The organism is Azospirillum oryzae, assembly GCF_008364795.1.
Lineage (GTDB): Bacteria > Pseudomonadota > Alphaproteobacteria > Azospirillales > Azospirillaceae > Azospirillum > Azospirillum oryzae.
The window spans coordinates 999447-1015506 of record NZ_VTTM01000002.1; the positions used below are offsets into that span (position 1 = coordinate 999447).

Consider the following 16060-nt stretch of genomic DNA (forward strand, 5'->3'; position numbering starts at 1 on the left):
GCAGGCCGGCGGCGCCACCCCTTTCGATGCGCAGCCATGGATGCGGCGCATATCAGGAAATACTGATGGCGATGGACGCGCCGCCCCCGTGATCCTATGATTCCCACCATTCTCCTATGGGAAAGGGCAGTGCGATGGATGGCGGATGCGGTGGCGGATCCTGCGGTGGCGGATCTTGCGGCGGAGGGTCATCTCGTCCGTCCGGCGGGCCGGACGACCTGAAGCACACGATGCGGATGGCGATGGTGGTGAACGGGCTGCTCGGCGCCCTGCTGCTCGCGGCCGCCAACGCGACGCAGGCGGTGTCGCTGTGGGCGGCGGCGCTGCTGGTGCTGAACCACGCCGCCGGCCATGCGGTGACCCTGGCCGGAATGGGGCGGCGACCCGACCTGCGCGCCCGGTTGTCGCTGCTGCAGGGGGTGGCGCTGGCCGTCGCCGCCGTGGCCTTGGTGGTGACGGCGGGGCGCAGCATCGCCGGCATGGCGATGCCCGACGTGCCGCTCGCCAGCCTTGCCCTGCTGCTGGCCATCGGCGTGACGGTGGCGAGCGCGACCCTGCTGTTCGCCAACCGGCGCGGCACGCTGACCCTGCGGGCGATCTGGCTGTGTTCGCGCAAGGATGTTCTGCCGCTCGCCGCCGGGCTGGTCGGTCTGGCGGCAAGCTGGCTTCTGCTGGACGGCGCGCCGGATGCGCTCGTCGGCGCCGGCGTGGCGGCGGTTCTGCTGGCCGGCGCCTGGGGGCTGCTGCGCGGCTGGATGGTGGGGGAGGGGAAGTCTGCGCCGATGCGTTAGACCGCCCCCCGACACCGCCCCCTTTACGACCGCTGCCGCAACCGCTCCAGCAATCCCTTGGTGGCGAAGCCGTCCGGGATTTCCCCGATGGACGCCTGGAACCGCCGCACCGCGTTGCGCGTGTTGGCCCCGACGATGCCGTCCGCCGCGCCCGGCTCCATGCCGAGCGCCCCAAGCCGCTGCTGCAGGTCGATGCGCTCGTCGCGGCTCAGCGCCTGTTCCTCGCGCGGCCAGCTGCCGCGGACGCCGGGCTTGCCGGTCATGCGGTCGGCCAGCAATGCCACGGCCAGCGAATAGCTGGTCGACGGGTTGTAGCGCATGATCGCGCGGAAATTGTCACGCACCAGGAAGGCCGGCCCGCGATGCCCGGCCAGCACCAGGATCGCCGCGGAACCGTCGCCGTCCAGCTCGCTTTCGTCCAGCGGACGCACGCCCAGCCGGCGCCATTCCGAAAGCGGCTTGGTGATGCTTAGCTCCGCCTGATCGTAGGGGAAGCCGTCGGGCAGCCGCACTTCCTGCCCCCAGGACTCGCCCGGCCGCCAGCCGTTGGCGAGCACGAACTTGGCGGTGGAAGCCAGCACGTCGGGCATGCTGCCCCAGATGTCGCGATGTCCGTCGCCATCCTCGTCCACCGCGTTGCGCAGGAACACGGTCGGCATGAACTGGGTCTGGCCCATGGCCCCAGCCCAGGAGCCGCTCATCCGTTCCGGCGCGATGTCGCCGGACTCGAGGATGCGCAGGGCCGCCAGCAGTTCCGAGCGGAAATAGGCGGCGCGGCGGCCTTCGAAGGCCAGCGTCGTCAGCGCGTCGATGACCGAGAAGTTGCCGGTGGACTTGCCGAAATCCGACTCCACCCCCCAGAAGGCGACCAGGATCTCCCCCGGCACGCCGGTGCGGCGGGTGATGCGGGAAAGCAACGCCGCATGCTCCTGCAGCTTCTGCCGGCCGTCCTGGACGCGCTTTTCATTCACGGCGCTGTCCAAATACTGCCACACTTGCCGGGTGAACTCGGGCTGGGCCGAGTCCAGTTCCACCACGCGGTCGGACAGCTTCACCCGCTGGAAGGCGCGGTCGAAGGTCTGCGGACGGATGCCCTGGCTCAGCGCTTCGGCACGCAGGGCCGCCAGCCATTCGGTGAAGGAGACGGACTGCTGCGCCGCCGCCGCCGCCGGGGCCGGGATGGCGGCAGCCGTCGGGGTGCCGGAGACGACCGGGGCGGTGGCGCCGGTGCTCTGGCAGCCGGCCATCAGAAGGGTGGCGAGAAGGAGGCGGGCGGGATGACGGAACGGGACTCGCATGCGCTCGACCGTGATCGGAGGGGGAACCGGGGCGTGACCCTAAGGCTCCCGGCCGCAAGGCTCAACCGACAAATGGACGCCTCCGGGGTGGAACCCCCGATTGCGGGGGCGACACGCTTGCAGGGCCGGCGGACCGGTCCATATCAAAATCCAATGCATCGCTTTCGCAATTCCCGTCCGGCGGGGCTCCACCCTTCGGGGATGGTCCCGGGAAGACCGGTTCCCGACAGGGTTGACGGGACGGGAGCGAAGTCCGGAACACCGCCTTCCTCAATCGCGTTGAACTGGAGGCGCTTCGATCCGGAAACCGCATCGATCGGGTACCGCTTCGACGAAGAGGCCGCCTTCTGTCACGGAACGCCAAGGGTGCCGTCGCCATGAAAATCGTGATCTTCGGCTTGACCAACGGGTATCGCCATGATGGCGGGCACAGATCGCGCTGGCGTGCGCTGATCCAGGCGCTGGCGATCCGCGGCCATCGCGTCGTCGCGGTCGAACGCAGCGGCCCGGATGCGCCGACGCCCTGGACCATTCCCGGCGGCGACGTGCTGTCCTACGGCGCCTGGGACGATGTCGCCGTGGAGGCGGCGGCGCAGGCCGACGATGCCGGCGTTGCACTGGTGGTGGCGCAAGGGCCGGACGCCCGCCATGCCGCCGACCTCGTCCGCCAGTCCAAGGCGCCGCGTCGTGTGCTCTACGATCCCGAAGCGGCGGTCAGCCTGACCGCGCTGGAGGCGGGGGAGAGCGTGGCCCATCTGCCGGCCGACGGGCTGGGCGGCTTCGACATGGTGCTCGCCTCCTGCGGCGGGCCGGCGCTGGACCGCTACCGCGCCAAGGCCGGTGCGGAGTCGGTGGTCCCGCTCTATCCCTGGATCGTGCCGGAGGTGGACAAGCCCGGCGACTTCAAGCGGGAGTATCTGGGCGACCTCTGCTGCATCGTCGGCGGGCCGGACGGCATCCGCGAAGGGCTGGACAATTTCTTCATCAACCCCGCCCAGCGGCTGACCCGCCGTCGCTTCGTGCTGGTCGGCGCCGATTTGCCGGACGGCGTGCCGCGCGCCTCCAACATCCTGACCTTCCCCGATCTCGACCCTGCGCAGCATGCCGACGTGCTCGCTTCGGCCAGCCTGGCGCTGACGCTGGCCCGTGACGACGAGCGCAGGATCGGCTGGTGCCCGTCCGACCGGCTGTTCCTGGCCGCCGCCTGCGGCTCCGCCATCGTCGCCGACCAGTGGGAGGGGCTGGACAGCTTCTTCGAGCCCGGCCGCGAGATCCTGGTCGCCGCCCAGACCGACGACGTCACCACGGCGATGATGCTGCCGCGCAACCACCTGACCGACCTCGGCCGCCGGGCGCGCAAGCGGGTGCTGGCCGAACACAGCGCCGAACGCCGCGTGCAGGAACTGCGCGGCATCCTCGACCTGAAGGGCGGCGGCGACGACTGACGGCGTCATGTTCAACGGGAGTGCACAAGAGCGGGGAGCGGGCTATGGTCCGCTCCCCGTTTCGTTTGCCCCAAATCAGGGAACCTGTCGCCGATGCCGACCGTCACCATCCGCCCTGCCGTCGAAGAGGACTGCTCCACCATCCTGCGCTTCGTCCGCGAACTGGCGGAGTTCGAGCGCGAGGCCGATGCGGTCAAGGCGACCGAGGAGGATTTCCGCCGCGACGGTTGGGGGCCGCAGCCGGTGTTCGAGGCGCTGATCGCCGAACTGGACGGCACGCCGGCCGGCTTCGTGCTGACCTTCCGCAACTTCTCCACCTGGGAGGGGCGGCCCGGCTTGTATGTCGAGGATCTCTACGTCACGCCGGACGCGCGGCGCTACGGCGTCGGCCGCAAGCTGCTGGCCGCGGTGGCGCAACGCGCGGTGGAGCGCGGCTACCGTCGCGTCGATCTGAGTGTCCTGGATTGGAACCCGGCGCGCGGCTTCTACGACCGGATCGGGTTCAGCCAGATGAAGGAATGGCTTCCCTACCGCCTGACCGGCGAAGCGCTGGCCAATCTCGCGGCCGAGGGTTTGGCCGGGGAGAAGTAAGGCGGGGGATCAGACGGCGCGGTTCAACGCGGACGCGCCGATGATCTCGGCATAGTCGGCGCGTTCGTTGCGCAAGTTGGCCAGTAGATCGACCAAGCTGTCGCGAACGAAAGCGTCGTCCTGCTCGACGATGGTGTCTTGGGTCAATCGAATGAACTGATCGAGAAGCGCGATATGGGCCGCAGAGGACGCGTTGATCTTCTTGGTGTTGACGGCGCCGATCATGTAAATCTCCCTTGGCCTGAGCGTTCCCGATGACTTCATAAAGCCATCGGTCCAGTTAAAGACTTCCTAACAGGACTATGCAGCAGGTGGTATCTTCGGGGGTACTTCCGATCTATGGTCGCGTCGCCTACGACCACTCCGAAGAGTTACCTCGAACGTCTGGGGTGACGCCCGATGCCCTGCAACAATGGGTCACTGCCGGATGTCCCGGCGGGTGCCATGCACTATGACAACACGCACCGCTATGTCTGGTTGCTCAGACCGCCCGAGGGAATTGGAGGGAGGGACTACCAAAGGGTGCAGTCCCGTCAACCCCGTTGGGGAACGTGTCCCCCTGAAAATGCCGGCGGCTCGATGTGATCAGGCGGCGCGGCGGGCGGTCATGCGGTCGCGTGCGTCGGCGCGTTCCAGCGCGCGGGCGACCAGATCGTCGAAAATCCCGCCGATGGGCGCATCCAGCACGGCGGCCCGCCCGGCCAGCATCGGGCCTTCCATCAGGACGGATCCTTCCTCCCCCGTGCCAAGAACGCGCCAGCCGCGGCTCTTCATCTCCGAAACGCGCGTCCGGGCAATGAAGGCGCGGATATGGTCGTGTGCCAGATCGTCCATTCTGTTCCCCTTGTCGCTGTCGCCCAATGCTGTCGCCGAAATTTGTCGATGACCGCCCGACTTGCGGCGGCTCAACCGGTCTCTCGGAAAAGGGTACGGAAGAACTGCGAACGCAACAAGAACAAATTCGGGGGTGAAGCGAGGATTTCTGCCGAGTCGCCCAAGCTCCCGCTTGGACCGCCCCGAAACGCCCCGTCAATCCGCCCCTTGCCGTCCGTGCCTTCACCGCAAAGATCAGGCGGGGCGGGAGCATTTGCAACCCGCCCCATCCGTGACCAAAAGCGGCGATCAGGAAAGGTTCGACCATGAGCGGTGTCCGCACCGAAACCGACAGCTTCGGCCCCATAGACGTTCCGGCCGACCGTTACTGGGGCGCGCAGACCCAGCGCTCGCTCCAGAATTTCCGCATCGGCGGGGAGCGCATGCCGGCCCCGCTGGTGCGTGCGCTGGGCATCCAGAAGCGCGCCGCCGCCGCCGCCAACCTGAAGCTGGGCGTGCTCGATCCCAAACTGGGCGCCGCGATCATGGAGGCGGCGGACGAGGTGATCGACGGCCGGCTGGCCGACCATTTCCCGCTGGTGGTCTGGCAGACCGGCTCCGGCACCCAGTCCAACATGAACGCCAACGAGGTGATCGCCAACCGCGCCATCGAGAAGCTCGGCGGCACCATGGGGTCGAAGACGCCGATCCACCCCAACGACCATGTCAACATGGGGCAGTCGTCCAACGACAGTTTCCCCACCGCCATGCACATCGCGGCGGCCGACGAGATCGTGCGCAGTCTGATCCCGGCGCTGGAGCATCTGCGCACGGCGCTGGATGCCAAGTCCGATGCCTTCCAGGACATCGTCAAGATCGGCCGCACCCATCTGCAGGATGCCACGCCGCTGACCCTGGGGCAGGAGTTCTCAGGCTATGCCGCCCAGGTCTCCTATGGCATCGCGCGGGTGAAGGACGCGCTGCCGCAGATCTACCGGCTGGCCCAGGGCGGCACGGCGGTCGGCACCGGCCTGAACGCCAAGCCCGGCTTCGCCGAGGCGTTCGCGGAGGAGGTGGCGGCCTTCACCGGCCTTCCCTTCGTCACCGCGGAGAACAAGTTCGAGGCGCTGGCGACCCATGATTCGCTGGTCGACGTGCATGGGCACCTGAACACGCTGGCGGTGTCGCTGATGAAGATCGCCAACGACATCCGCCTCTTGGGCTCCGGCCCGCGGTCGGGCATCGGCGAGTTGTCGCTGCCGGAAAACGAGCCCGGCTCCTCCATCATGCCCGGCAAGGTCAACCCGACCCAGTCGGAGGCGATGACGATGGTCTGCGCCCAGGTGATGGGCAACCACACCACCGTGACGGTTGCCGGCGCCACCGGACATTTCGAACTGAACGTTTTCAAGCCGGTGATCGCCTTCAACGTTCTGCAGTCGATCCGCCTGCTGGCCGATGCCGCGAACAGCTTCACCGACAATTGCGTGGTGGGAATCGAGGCCAACCGCGACCGCATCGCCAAGCTGGTGTCGGACAGCCTGATGCTGGTGACGGCGCTCAATCCCCACATCGGCTATGACAATGCGGCGAAGATCGCCAAGAAAGCCCACAAGGAAGGGACAAGTCTAAAGGAGGCCGGACGCGAACTCGGACTCCTGACGGATGAGCAATTCGATCAATGGGTTCGACCCGAACGGATGGTTGGTCCCGGTTAAGCTTGGGGTTAGGGTGGGGTGGTTCCCGGCCGTTCCGGCCTTCCTCTGACCACCCCCATCTCCCACTTGCGGTGCGTGCGTGACCATGAAGAAGCGTTCGGTCCTGATCGCCGGCCACCCCACCAGCGTCTCCCTCGAGGAGGAGTTCTGGGACGCCCTGAAATCGGTCGCCCAGGCCCGCGGTCTGTCGGTGAACGCCCTGATCGAGGAGATCGACCAGACCCGCACCGGCAATCTCTCCAGTGCCATCCGCGTCCACGTTCTGAAGGCGGTGCAGGGGCGCGGAGCCGGGGAAGGGTAAGAGAGTGGTTCGCGGACAGCCGCAATGGACAGCCGCCCGCCGCCGGCGTACACGCTTGCTGGCCGTCCGCCTCCCGACGAGACCCCGCCGCCATGCCACCCGCCGCCATGTCCGCCGCCATACCCGCCGACGTCACCACGCTCGACATCATCGCCTTCGTCTGGTTCGTCGGCTCCTGGGTCGGCTTCACCATCACCCAGGACCATCTGCTGACCGGCCGCAATGTGCTGAACCAGCATCTGCGGATCGTGCGCCGTCACTGGATCGAACGGATGCTGGAGCGTGACAACCGCATCATCGATTCGCAGCTGTTCGGCCACACCATGCACAGCTGCACCTTCTTCGCCTCCACCAACATGCTGGTGCTGGCCGGCCTGATCGGGTCCTTCGGCGCGGCGGAACGGGCGCAGCAGTTCGTCTCCGACCTGTCCTTCGCCGTCCAGACCTCGCCCCAGCTCTTCGAGATCAAGATGCTGCTGATGGTGGTGATCTTCACCTTCGGCTTCTTCAAGTTCACCTGGGCGCTGCGCCAGTACAATTACTGCTGCGCCCTGATCGGTTCGGCCCCAATGCCGCCGGTGCCGCCGGAGGACCGCAAGGTCATCGCCCAGTCGATTGGCGAGGCCTTGACCCTGGCGATCACCGCGTTGAACGGCGGTATCCGCGCCTATTACTTCGCCCTGGCCGCCCTGGTCTGGGTCATCGGCCCGATTCCCCTGATCGCGGCGTCCAGCGGCGTGGTGCTGGTCCTTACCCGCCGGCAGGCATTTTCCGCCACCGAGAAGGTAATCCGCGCGCAGACGCAATGGTTGGAGAGAAACGATTCAACCAAGATGAAATAACAATTAAAAAGCTGTCATTTCTCCCGCGTGTGCGACCAAATATCCTCTACCTGATGGCGAGTTGCAGCGTCTAAGGTCGACGCATCAAAGACGGAGCGCCGTACTTCCCGCGCGGCGCAGAGGATATGAGGGCGACGATGGACGCCGATACCGCACTGAGCATCATGGATACCCTGGACCAGGCCGAAGCGCTGCTGCGCCGCATGCACCTGCGTGACGGCTGTGCGGGCGCGAACGCGCTCGCCCATAACCGGCAACTGCTGGACGCCGCCCGCCACCGGCTGGAGCAGGTCCACAGCATCGACGGGATGGGTGACTTCGCTGGAGCGACGGCGCTCGCCTGATCCGGCCGGCCCGGCTCAGCCCTTCAGCAGCACCTTGCCGCCGCTGCGCACCTTCGACCAGTCCTTGGCGAAATAGGCGAAGTCCCGCGACGGCCGGCTGAACAGGAAGCCCTGGGCCAGCGACACCCCCAGCCCGGTCAGCAGGTCGGCGTGCACCGTCTCTTCCACCTGCTCGCCGATCAGGTCCAGCCCCAGCTGGCGGCAGACGTCGACCATCGACCGCAGCATGGCCATGTCGCGCGGGTTGCCGACGGCGCCGCGGACGAAACTGCCGTCGATCTTGGCGTAATCGGCCTGGATGCCGTACAGCGACTGGAAGCTGGTCGAACCGGCGCCGACATCGTCCAGGCAGATGCGGAACCCGCCCTCGCGCAGCTTCTGCAGCACCTCGTTCAGCTTGGCGATGTCGGTGACGACGACGGTTTCCGTCACTTCGATCAGCAGCTTCGCGGCCAGATCGCCATAAGGGGCGACGACCGACTGGAACTGCTTGAGGAAGATCGGGCTCATCAGCGTCTTGGCCGACAGGTTGATCGCCACGTCCGGCAGCTTGGGCTCCTTGCGGAATTCCTGCAGCGTGTCCAACACCGTCCGGGTCAGCAGCAGGTCGAAATCGTAGATCAGCCCGACATCCTCGGCGAATGTGATGAAGTCGGCCGGCGACTTCATCCCGTCGACACGGGTCAGCGCCTCCAGATGGTGGACGGCGCCGGTGCCGATGTCGACGATCGGCTGGTAGACGACGATGAAGTCGCGGTTGTCGATCGTCGCGCGAAGCTGGCCGATCCGTTCCACCGCGCCGGCCATCAGCCGGTTGGCGCCATCCTCCAGGCTGGAGATGGTGAACTCCCCGCCCTGCGCCGAGGCGAAGGCCTGCACCGTATAGACCAGCGCGCGGGCCGCATCCGCCGCGTCCAGCCGGTCGTCGGCCATGTCCAGCGTCCAGGACCGGATGCCGCCGGGCAGGGCGCCGCCCGCCGCCTCGATGATCTGGGCGATGTGGCCCTGCACCTCGTTCCCGTCGATGTCGGTGGTATGGACGATGCCGTACCGATCGCCGGTCAGCTGCCCGGCGCTGTCGCCGTCGGCGGAAATGCCGCGCAGATAGGCGTCGATGCCCTCGCGCACCTCCGCCGCGGCGCCTTCCGGCATCGCCTCCACCATCGCCTGCAGACCTTCGACAAGCAACAGGGTCAGCCCCTGGTCGAGCCCCTTCTCGCGGGCGGCGAGGATCCGCTCCTCCAGGATGCCGGCGAAGCCGGTCTGGTCCAGCAGTTCGCCCTGCGCGGCGGCTGCTGCACCGGCACCGTGGCGTTGCGGTGCGGTCAACAGCACGGTCAGGAAAAGCGACCCCGGACAGGAATCGAGCCGGCAACCGCCCAGCAGGGCCGGGAACTGCTGCCCGTCGAAGGCCTGGAACAGCACGCGCGACGGCTTGATCCGCGCCTTCTCCCGGATGCGGTCGAACAGGACATGGACGTATTTGCGGTCGCCGGGCGCGACCACCTCCATCAGGTTGGTGCCGACCAGACCGCCGACCTCGCCCTTGGTCAGACGGCAGCGTGCCCCTGCGGAAAACAGGATGTTGCCCTGCGCGTCCGTTTCGATCAGCAGGTCAGCGGCAGCAAAGGCAAACCCGACGAAGCGGTCGCGGTCGCGGCTCGACGCCTGACGGCGCGGCGCCGCCGGACCGGCAGCCGGCGTCACCACCGGGCCGATGGCCGGTGCTATCACCGGGGCGGAGCGTCCTGCACTGTCTTGCGCCAACGGCATCGTCATGAGGTTACAAATTGCATCAAAGTTTAGAGAGTTTCAGGATGAATGTGACCGAGAGTAACCAATATCGCCATAGGTTAGAAGAGAGTCTGTTGCCGACGACCTTCGGCTTAACAAAACGCGACAATTTGTGTCATCTATTCCGCAAATGCTAACGACCCTGCGGCGCCTTACCTTCTGCCTGTCTTCTCGAAAATTATCGTTACCGAAAACTTGACGCCATCATTCCGCTGCCGCAACGATCGCCGTTCGGAGTGCCGGTCGGGAATCGGCAGCTCCGGCGAGCGGGTTGTCGAGGGGGCGCCAGAATTCCCGCGCCCGGTGTGCCGGCTCAGGTGACTTCCACGGTTGCCGGTTGCGCTGTGGGTTTGCGCCGGCCCAGAAGCACCGCGTTGAAGCTGGCCTGTCCGGGCATTTCGACGAAGCGGTAGGTCAGGGCGGACACCCCGACCACCGTCGCCAGATAGGCGAGGGCAAGCCCATCCATCACCCAGGTCGCACCGAAGAAGATCAGCCGCGTCTCGCCGCTGTCGACCACCGACTCCACGAACATCGGCTGGCCCAGCAGCTTCTGCATTACGGCCGCAATCTTCTGGTACAGGGCGATGACCAGCGCATGCACCATGTAGATGGAGTAGGAGCGGGCGCCCAGCCACCGGAAGGGCCGCCTCGCCAGCAGCCGCGAGAACGATCCACCCTCGAAGGCGAACACCCAGACCACCAGACCGAACAGCAGAGGCGAGGCGAAGGACAGGGCGTTGCCGCGCGCCATCGCCACGAAAACGATCACCACGGCCAGACAGGCCGCCTCGATCTGCCCCGCCATCGGCAGCCTTGACAGCCCGGCGCTGCGGGCGGCCAGGAACAGGCGGTACACGATATGCCCGGCGAAGAAGCCGTACAGGCAGCGGAAATAGCCAAGGTCGAAACTGCTGTCGATGTATTGGTCCGACCATCCCATGACGACGAAGGCGCCGGCGGCCGACAGAGCCACGGCCGACGCCGTCACTAGCCAGGGGCGGCGGGCCAGCAGGCAGACCAGGGCAAAGGTGACATAGGCGAAAAGCTCCGCGCTGATCGACCAACTCGGCATGTTCCAGGTCAGTTCGCCCTCGACGCCCAGCGAATGGACCAGGAAGAGGTTGCTGAGGATGGACGACGGCGCGAAGCGGCCGGTGAAAGCCCCGGCCTCGCCGTGAATCGCCAAGGCCTTGACGATCTCCAGCGGAATGAAGGCGACCAGGGTGACCGCATGCAGGGGCCAGACACGGCCCAACCGCCGGACAAGAAAACTCCCGGCGTCCGGGGCCGAGTTCAGGCGCCCGAGATAGGCATGGGTGATGACGAAGCCGCTAAGGACAAAGAAGAAGTCGACAAACAAATAACTGCCGCGAATGAACGGATTAAAATAGAAATTCCCTAATGCGCTAAAATGAAACAAAGCCACGAATAAGGCGCATAAACCGCGCCAGCCGTCGAGCACTGGAAAGCGCATTGGGATTCTCCAAATCCGGGTATCATCTCAGTCAGGTCATTTCGGCTGCCGATACTATGGTTGCGGCGAATTATTCCTTCGAATGGTAAGGAATATTGCGCCCAATAACCGCCAGGTGAAAGTAAATGCCAGCCATGCAGTCAAATAGTCGAAAATATGGCTTATTTCGAAGGATTGCGGCGGCTACCTCCGTCAGGTCGCCCGTGTGGAGTGTACGATTCCCAGGGTGTGCGGATGCGCCGGGTTGGCGGACGGTCATATCGCCGATCGCGCGGGACGCCGCACGGATTCGCTTCCCTGCCACCTGCTGGTTGCCGCCGGGGCGGTACGCCTCCTGCGGCCAGCGGTTGAACGTCCCCGTGATTGTGCCCGGCCGTTCCGCCCGGCATCCTTCATCCATCTCGTCGCGGCCGGAAAACCGGATGATGCCCATCCACCGGCGCAGCGCGTGCAGTGGCTGCAGATCGGCCGTGGCGAGAACGAATTCGGCCCTGACATGAAATCCTGGCACGAAAAAGGCCCCGCGACCGGTCCGGTCGCGGGGCCTTCAAGTCTTTGCGTGATCCGGACCGTCAGCGGCGCGCGAACAGCCGGTTGACGTGGCCCATCTTGCGGCCGGGCCGCGCCTCCGCCTTGCCGTACAGGTGCAGCCGGGCGCCGGGTTCGGCCAGCAGGTCGGGCCAGCGCAGCACGTCGTCGCCGATCAGGTTGGTCATCTCGGCATCCGCCACCCGCTCCACCGATCCCAGCGGCAGGCCGCAGACCGCGCGTACCAGCTGTTCGAACTGGCAGGTGGCGCAGGCGTCCATGGTCCAATGTCCGGAATTGTGCGGACGCGGCGCCATTTCGTTGACCAGCACACTGCCGTCGTCGGTGACGAACATCTCCACCGCCAGCACGCCGACCAGATCCAAAGCCTCGGCGATGCAGCGCGCGATGCGGTCGGCCTCCGCCGCGGTCCGATCCGACACCTTGTCCGCCGCGGCCGGGGCGATGGTGACGTCGAGGATGCCGTCCTTGTGGCGGTTCTCCACCGCCGGATAGGCGACCATCGTGCCGTCGGCGCCGCGGGCGACGATCACCGACACCTCGCAGGCGAAGGTGACGAAGCCCTCGACGATGCCCTCCACCCCCGGCTTGCCGCCGCCGATGCCGGCCCAGGCGGCGGCCGGATCGCTGCCGCTGTCCAGCCGCGCCTGCCCCTTGCCGTCATAACCGAGCCGCGTCGATTTCAGCACGCAGCGCGGGCCGATCTCCGCCACCGCGCGGGCGACCTCCTCGGCGCTGTTGGCCGCGCGCCAGGGTGCGGTCGCGATGCCGAGCGTGTTGACGAAGCTCTTCTCGGCGATGCGGTCCTGCGCCACCGACAGCACGTTCGGGCCGGGGTTCAGATTGGTGAAGCGGCGCAGATGCTCGGCGGTGGCGACCGGCACATTCTCCCATTCCAGAGTCACCACGTCGACCGAGCGGGCGAAGCGCTCCAGCGCCTCCAGATCATCCCAGTCCGCCACCGTCGCAGCGGCGCTGACCTGCGCCGCCGGGCTGTCGGCCGCGTCGGGAGCATAGACATGGGTCTTGTAGCCCAGCCGTGCGGCGGCAAGCGCCGTCATCCGGCCGAGCTGTCCGGCACCCAGCATGCCGATGGTGGAACCGGGGGCGAGGCGGGGCAGGGGGGCGCCGGTTGGCTTGCCGGTCATGGCGGTCGGGCTTTCTGTCTGTCAGGCGGGATCGCGTCAGGTGGGATCGTCTACGGGGGCCTCGGCCACTGCGGCGGTCTGGCGGGCGCGCCAGCCGTCCAGCGCCTCTGCCACCGCCGGATCCATCAGCGCGATGACCGAGCCGGCCAGCAGGGCGGCGTTGATGGCGCCGGCCTTGCCGATGGCCAGCGTGCCGACCGGGACGCCGCCCGGCATCTGCACGATCGACAGCAGGCTGTCCATGCCCTTCAGCGCGTGGCTTTCGACCGGAACGCCGAACACCGGCAGCGGCGTCATCGACGCGGCCATGCCCGGCAGATGGGCGGCGCCGCCGGCCCCGGCGATCACCACCTTCAGCCCGCGCGCCTTGGCGGTGGTGGCGTATTCCACCAGCCGGTGCGGAGTGCGGTGGGCGGAAACGATGCGGACCTCGTGCGGGACGCCCAGCGCCGCCAGCGTGTCGGCGGCATGCTTCATCGTCGTCCAATCGGACTGGCTGCCCATGATGATGCCGACCAGCGGCTGGGCGCCGGCAGCCGAAGGGGTGCTGTTCGGGGAGTGATCGGCGGTCACGGCCTGGCGCTTTCCTCAAGGTCCGGAAAGCGGCGCATTATAGGAAGAGTCGGGCGCCTGTCCAGAGGCGCCTCTGCGCCTCTTCCTGCGGCCAGGATGAATCCGAGCCTGCGGCTGCGACATTCCGGCCCTTCCGATGGAACATGGTTCCACCTATGGTGCCGTCATATATGGACTGGATAGACCCTGCTCATTCCCGGAACCGGACCCATCGCATGACCGACGCCGCTCCCAACGAAGACCCCAACGACGACCGGCGCAAAGAGCACCGCGACATCCGCACCGCGATGGCGGAGGAACGGATGGCCGCCGTCGGCATCGACGAGGCGACGATCGAGACGCTGGTGCGCACCTTCTACGGCAAGATCATGAAGGACGAGGAGCTTGGTCCGATCTTCGGCCGCGCCATCACCGATTGGGAGCCGCATCTGCGCAAGATGATGGATTTCTGGTCGTCCATCGCCCTGCTGACCCAGCGTTACGACGGCCGCCCGATGCCAGTCCACATCTCGCTTGGGCTGGAGCCGCCGCATTTCGAGCGCTGGCTCGGCCTGTTCCGCGAGACCGCCCACGAGGTCCTGCCGGCCGAGGGCGCCAATTTCCTGATCGGCAAGGCCGAGAACATCGCCCGCAGCTTCCAGATGGGCATCCAGTTCTTCACCGTGCCCAAGAAGGAGTGAGGGTGCTTTCCCATCAGGCAAGCCGTCATTCCCGCGAAGGCGGGAATCCAGGCTTTTCAGGTGCTTGATCGGGAAGCCTGGATCCCCGCCCTTGCGGGGACGACGTCAACAGGCCCGTTTGGTTAAGCAATGATGTCCGGCAGCAGCCGGCTCTCCAGGACCATGATCTGGTCCTTCAGCATCAGCTTGCGCTTTTTCAGCCGCTGCATCTGCAACTGGTCATAGGGCGCGCGTTCGACCAGCCGGGCGATGACGTCGTCCAGGTCGCGGTGCTCGCTGCGCAAGCTCGCCAGCTTTTCCTTCAAAATCTCTTGCTCGTTCATCGCGCCCGTTAGGAATGGCCGTTGCCCCGGGTGGATCGGGGGTGCTCTTGCGGGTGACCCGTTGGCTGGGCGGGCCGGACTATACCAGAAATCCGGCGGCACGGCACCGCCAAACCGCCGGTTCGGTCCTTTGGCCATCCGGGATATCGCCGCGGCGAGGGGATCGGCCCGATGCCTCCTTTGCGGATACCGGCAATGATTGCGGGAAACGCCTGTTCCGGTAACATGGTGGTCCATTTCAATGAACAGGCGAACGGGACGGGAAACCCTCAATGACTGCCCCAATTAAAGCCGGCAAGCGTATCGGCATCCTGACCAGCGGCGGCGATTGCGCCGGGCTGAACGCGGTCATCCGTGCGGTGGTCCACCGCGCCACCGGCTATGGCTGGCAGGTGCTGGGCATCAAGGAAGGCACCCAGGGCCTGCTCCAGCGTCCGGTGCAGTACCAGACGCTCGACCTCGGCTCCGTCGACGGGCACATGATGCGCCAGGGCGGTACCATCCTTGGCACGACCAACCGAGGCGACCCCTTCGCCTATCCGATGCCCGACGGCACGCTGAAGGACCGTTCCGACGAGATCATCGGCGGCTACCGCGAACTCGGCCTGGACGCGCTGATCGGCATCGGCGGCGACGGCAGCTTCGCCATTCTGCACAAGCTGGCGCAGAAGGGCGGCTTCCCGATGGTGGGCGTGCCTAAGACCATCGACAACGACCTGGGCAAGACAGAGGTGTCGGTCGGCTACGACACCGCCGTCGCCGTGGCGGTGGAGGCGCTGGACCGCCTGCAGCCCACCGCCGCCAGCCACCACCGCGTGATGGTTCTGGAGGTGATGGGCCGCGACGCCGGCCACATCGCGCTGGCGGCCGGCATCGCCGGCGGGGCCGACGTGATCCTGATCCCGGAAATCCCCTATTCCATCGAAAGCATCGCCACCAAGATCAAGGACGTCCGCGATTCTGGGCGCAATTTCGCCCTGGTCGTGGTGTCCGAAGCGGTGAAGACGCTGGAAGGCACCGGTGTGAAGAAGATCCTCCAGGGCGGCGAGAAGCGCTATGGCGGCATCGGCGACTATATCGGCGAGAAGATCGCCGACGCCACCGGAGCCGAGACCCGCGTCACCGTGCTCGGCCATGTCCAGCGCGGCAGCATGCCCAGCCCGCGCGACCGCCTGATCGCGTCGGCTTTCGGCGTCCATGCCGTCGACCTGATTGCGGAAGGCAAGTTCAACCGCATGGTCGCCTGGTCCAACCGCAGCGTCATCGACGTGCCGATCACCGAGGCGATCGAGCATTACTCCTGTGTCGAACTGGACGGCGCGCTGGTGAAGACCGCCCGCGGCCTGAACATCAGCTTCGGCGACTGACGGGCG

18 protein-coding genes are annotated in these 16060 nt (G+C 66.7%); 9 read left to right on the plus strand and 9 right to left on the minus strand.

Annotation, left to right across the window (positions count from 1 at the left end; genetic code table 11):
- Positions 1 to 230 precede the first annotated feature (230 nt).
- Positions 231 to 791, plus strand: coding sequence for a cation diffusion facilitator family transporter (locus FZ938_RS10720; RefSeq protein WP_246457385.1), 561 nt, complete (start codon positions 231 to 233; stop codon positions 789 to 791).
- 23 nt (positions 792 to 814) lie between these two features.
- Here the strand turns inward: FZ938_RS10720 and FZ938_RS10725 are convergent, their stop codons facing one another.
- Entirely contained in the window at positions 815 to 2089 is a 1275-nt protein-coding gene (locus FZ938_RS10725) for a lytic murein transglycosylase (RefSeq protein ID WP_149198465.1), read from the minus strand.
- A 377-nt stretch (positions 2090 to 2466) separates the two neighbouring features.
- Between FZ938_RS10725 and FZ938_RS10730 the strand changes: the two genes are divergently transcribed.
- Positions 2467 to 3534 (plus strand): CgeB family protein, encoded by a 1068-nt coding sequence (locus tag FZ938_RS10730; RefSeq protein ID WP_149198466.1) that lies wholly within the window; start codon positions 2467 to 2469, stop codon positions 3532 to 3534.
- A gap of 93 nt (positions 3535 to 3627) precedes the next feature.
- Positions 3628 to 4125, plus strand: a complete 498-nt coding sequence (locus tag FZ938_RS10735) for a GNAT family N-acetyltransferase (RefSeq protein ID WP_149198467.1) — start codon at positions 3628 to 3630, stop codon at positions 4123 to 4125.
- Positions 4126 to 4134: 9 nt separating this feature from the next.
- On the opposite strand, the gene FZ938_RS10740 is transcribed toward FZ938_RS10735, so the two are convergent.
- Positions 4135 to 4350, minus strand: a complete 216-nt coding sequence (locus FZ938_RS10740; protein ID WP_149198468.1) for a hypothetical protein — start codon at positions 4348 to 4350, stop codon at positions 4135 to 4137.
- Positions 4351 to 4710: 360 nt separating this feature from the next.
- On the minus strand, positions 4711 to 4959 hold the full coding sequence (locus tag FZ938_RS10745) for a hypothetical protein (RefSeq protein ID WP_149198469.1): 249 nt from the start codon (positions 4957 to 4959) through the stop codon (positions 4711 to 4713).
- Between the two features lie 305 nt (positions 4960 to 5264).
- On the opposite strand from FZ938_RS10745, the gene fumC reads away from it, so the two are divergent.
- From fumC to FZ938_RS10765, 4 genes are all read left to right on the plus strand, one after another.
- Positions 5265 to 6656, plus strand: a complete 1392-nt coding sequence (gene fumC / locus FZ938_RS10750; protein ID WP_149198470.1) for a class II fumarate hydratase — start codon at positions 5265 to 5267, stop codon at positions 6654 to 6656.
- 85 nt (positions 6657 to 6741) lie between these two features.
- Positions 6742 to 6957 (plus strand): ribbon-helix-helix domain-containing protein, encoded by a 216-nt coding sequence (locus FZ938_RS10755; RefSeq protein ID WP_149198471.1) that lies wholly within the window; start codon positions 6742 to 6744, stop codon positions 6955 to 6957.
- Positions 6958 to 7049: 92 nt separating this feature from the next.
- Complete coding sequence (locus tag FZ938_RS10760; RefSeq protein ID WP_246457387.1) at positions 7050 to 7799, plus strand: DUF599 domain-containing protein; 750 nt, start codon at positions 7050 to 7052, stop codon at positions 7797 to 7799.
- Between the two features lie 137 nt (positions 7800 to 7936).
- Entirely contained in the window at positions 7937 to 8143 is a 207-nt protein-coding gene (locus FZ938_RS10765) for a hypothetical protein (RefSeq protein WP_149198472.1), read from the plus strand.
- A gap of 15 nt (positions 8144 to 8158) precedes the next feature.
- Here FZ938_RS10765 and FZ938_RS10770 read toward each other — a convergent pair whose 3' ends face one another.
- From FZ938_RS10770 to purE, 5 genes are all read right to left on the minus strand, one after another.
- The gene (locus FZ938_RS10770) at positions 8159 to 9877 is read right to left on the minus strand and encodes an EAL domain-containing protein (protein WP_246457389.1); all 1719 of its coding nucleotides are present in this window, start codon (positions 9875 to 9877) and stop codon (positions 8159 to 8161) included.
- Positions 9878 to 10250: 373 nt separating this feature from the next.
- Positions 10251 to 11414 (minus strand): acyltransferase family protein, encoded by a 1164-nt coding sequence (locus FZ938_RS10775; RefSeq protein WP_149198474.1) that lies wholly within the window; start codon positions 11412 to 11414, stop codon positions 10251 to 10253.
- A 70-nt stretch (positions 11415 to 11484) separates the two neighbouring features.
- The gene (locus tag FZ938_RS10780; protein WP_149198475.1) at positions 11485 to 11925 is read right to left on the minus strand and encodes a hypothetical protein; all 441 of its coding nucleotides are present in this window, start codon (positions 11923 to 11925) and stop codon (positions 11485 to 11487) included.
- 61 nt (positions 11926 to 11986) lie between these two features.
- Positions 11987 to 13111: a 5-(carboxyamino)imidazole ribonucleotide synthase gene (locus tag FZ938_RS10785; RefSeq protein ID WP_149198476.1), complete on the minus strand. Its 1125-nt coding sequence runs from the start codon at positions 13109 to 13111 to the stop codon at positions 11987 to 11989.
- A 36-nt stretch (positions 13112 to 13147) separates the two neighbouring features.
- Positions 13148 to 13684 carry a 5-(carboxyamino)imidazole ribonucleotide mutase gene (gene purE, locus FZ938_RS10790; RefSeq protein WP_149198477.1) on the minus strand — a complete coding sequence of 179 codons (537 nt, stop codon included), beginning with the start codon at positions 13682 to 13684 and terminating at the stop codon, positions 13148 to 13150.
- Positions 13685 to 13899: 215 nt separating this feature from the next.
- Between purE and FZ938_RS10795 the strand changes: the two genes are divergently transcribed.
- The gene (locus FZ938_RS10795) at positions 13900 to 14364 is read left to right on the plus strand and encodes a group III truncated hemoglobin (protein WP_246457391.1); all 465 of its coding nucleotides are present in this window, start codon (positions 13900 to 13902) and stop codon (positions 14362 to 14364) included.
- A gap of 122 nt (positions 14365 to 14486) precedes the next feature.
- On the opposite strand, the gene FZ938_RS10800 is transcribed toward FZ938_RS10795, so the two are convergent.
- Positions 14487 to 14687 (minus strand): YdcH family protein, encoded by a 201-nt coding sequence (locus FZ938_RS10800; protein ID WP_085089646.1) that lies wholly within the window; start codon positions 14685 to 14687, stop codon positions 14487 to 14489.
- A gap of 272 nt (positions 14688 to 14959) precedes the next feature.
- Between FZ938_RS10800 and FZ938_RS10805 the strand changes: the two genes are divergently transcribed.
- The gene (locus FZ938_RS10805; RefSeq protein WP_149198478.1) at positions 14960 to 16054 is read left to right on the plus strand and encodes an ATP-dependent 6-phosphofructokinase; all 1095 of its coding nucleotides are present in this window, start codon (positions 14960 to 14962) and stop codon (positions 16052 to 16054) included.
- Positions 16055 to 16060 lie beyond the last annotated feature (6 nt).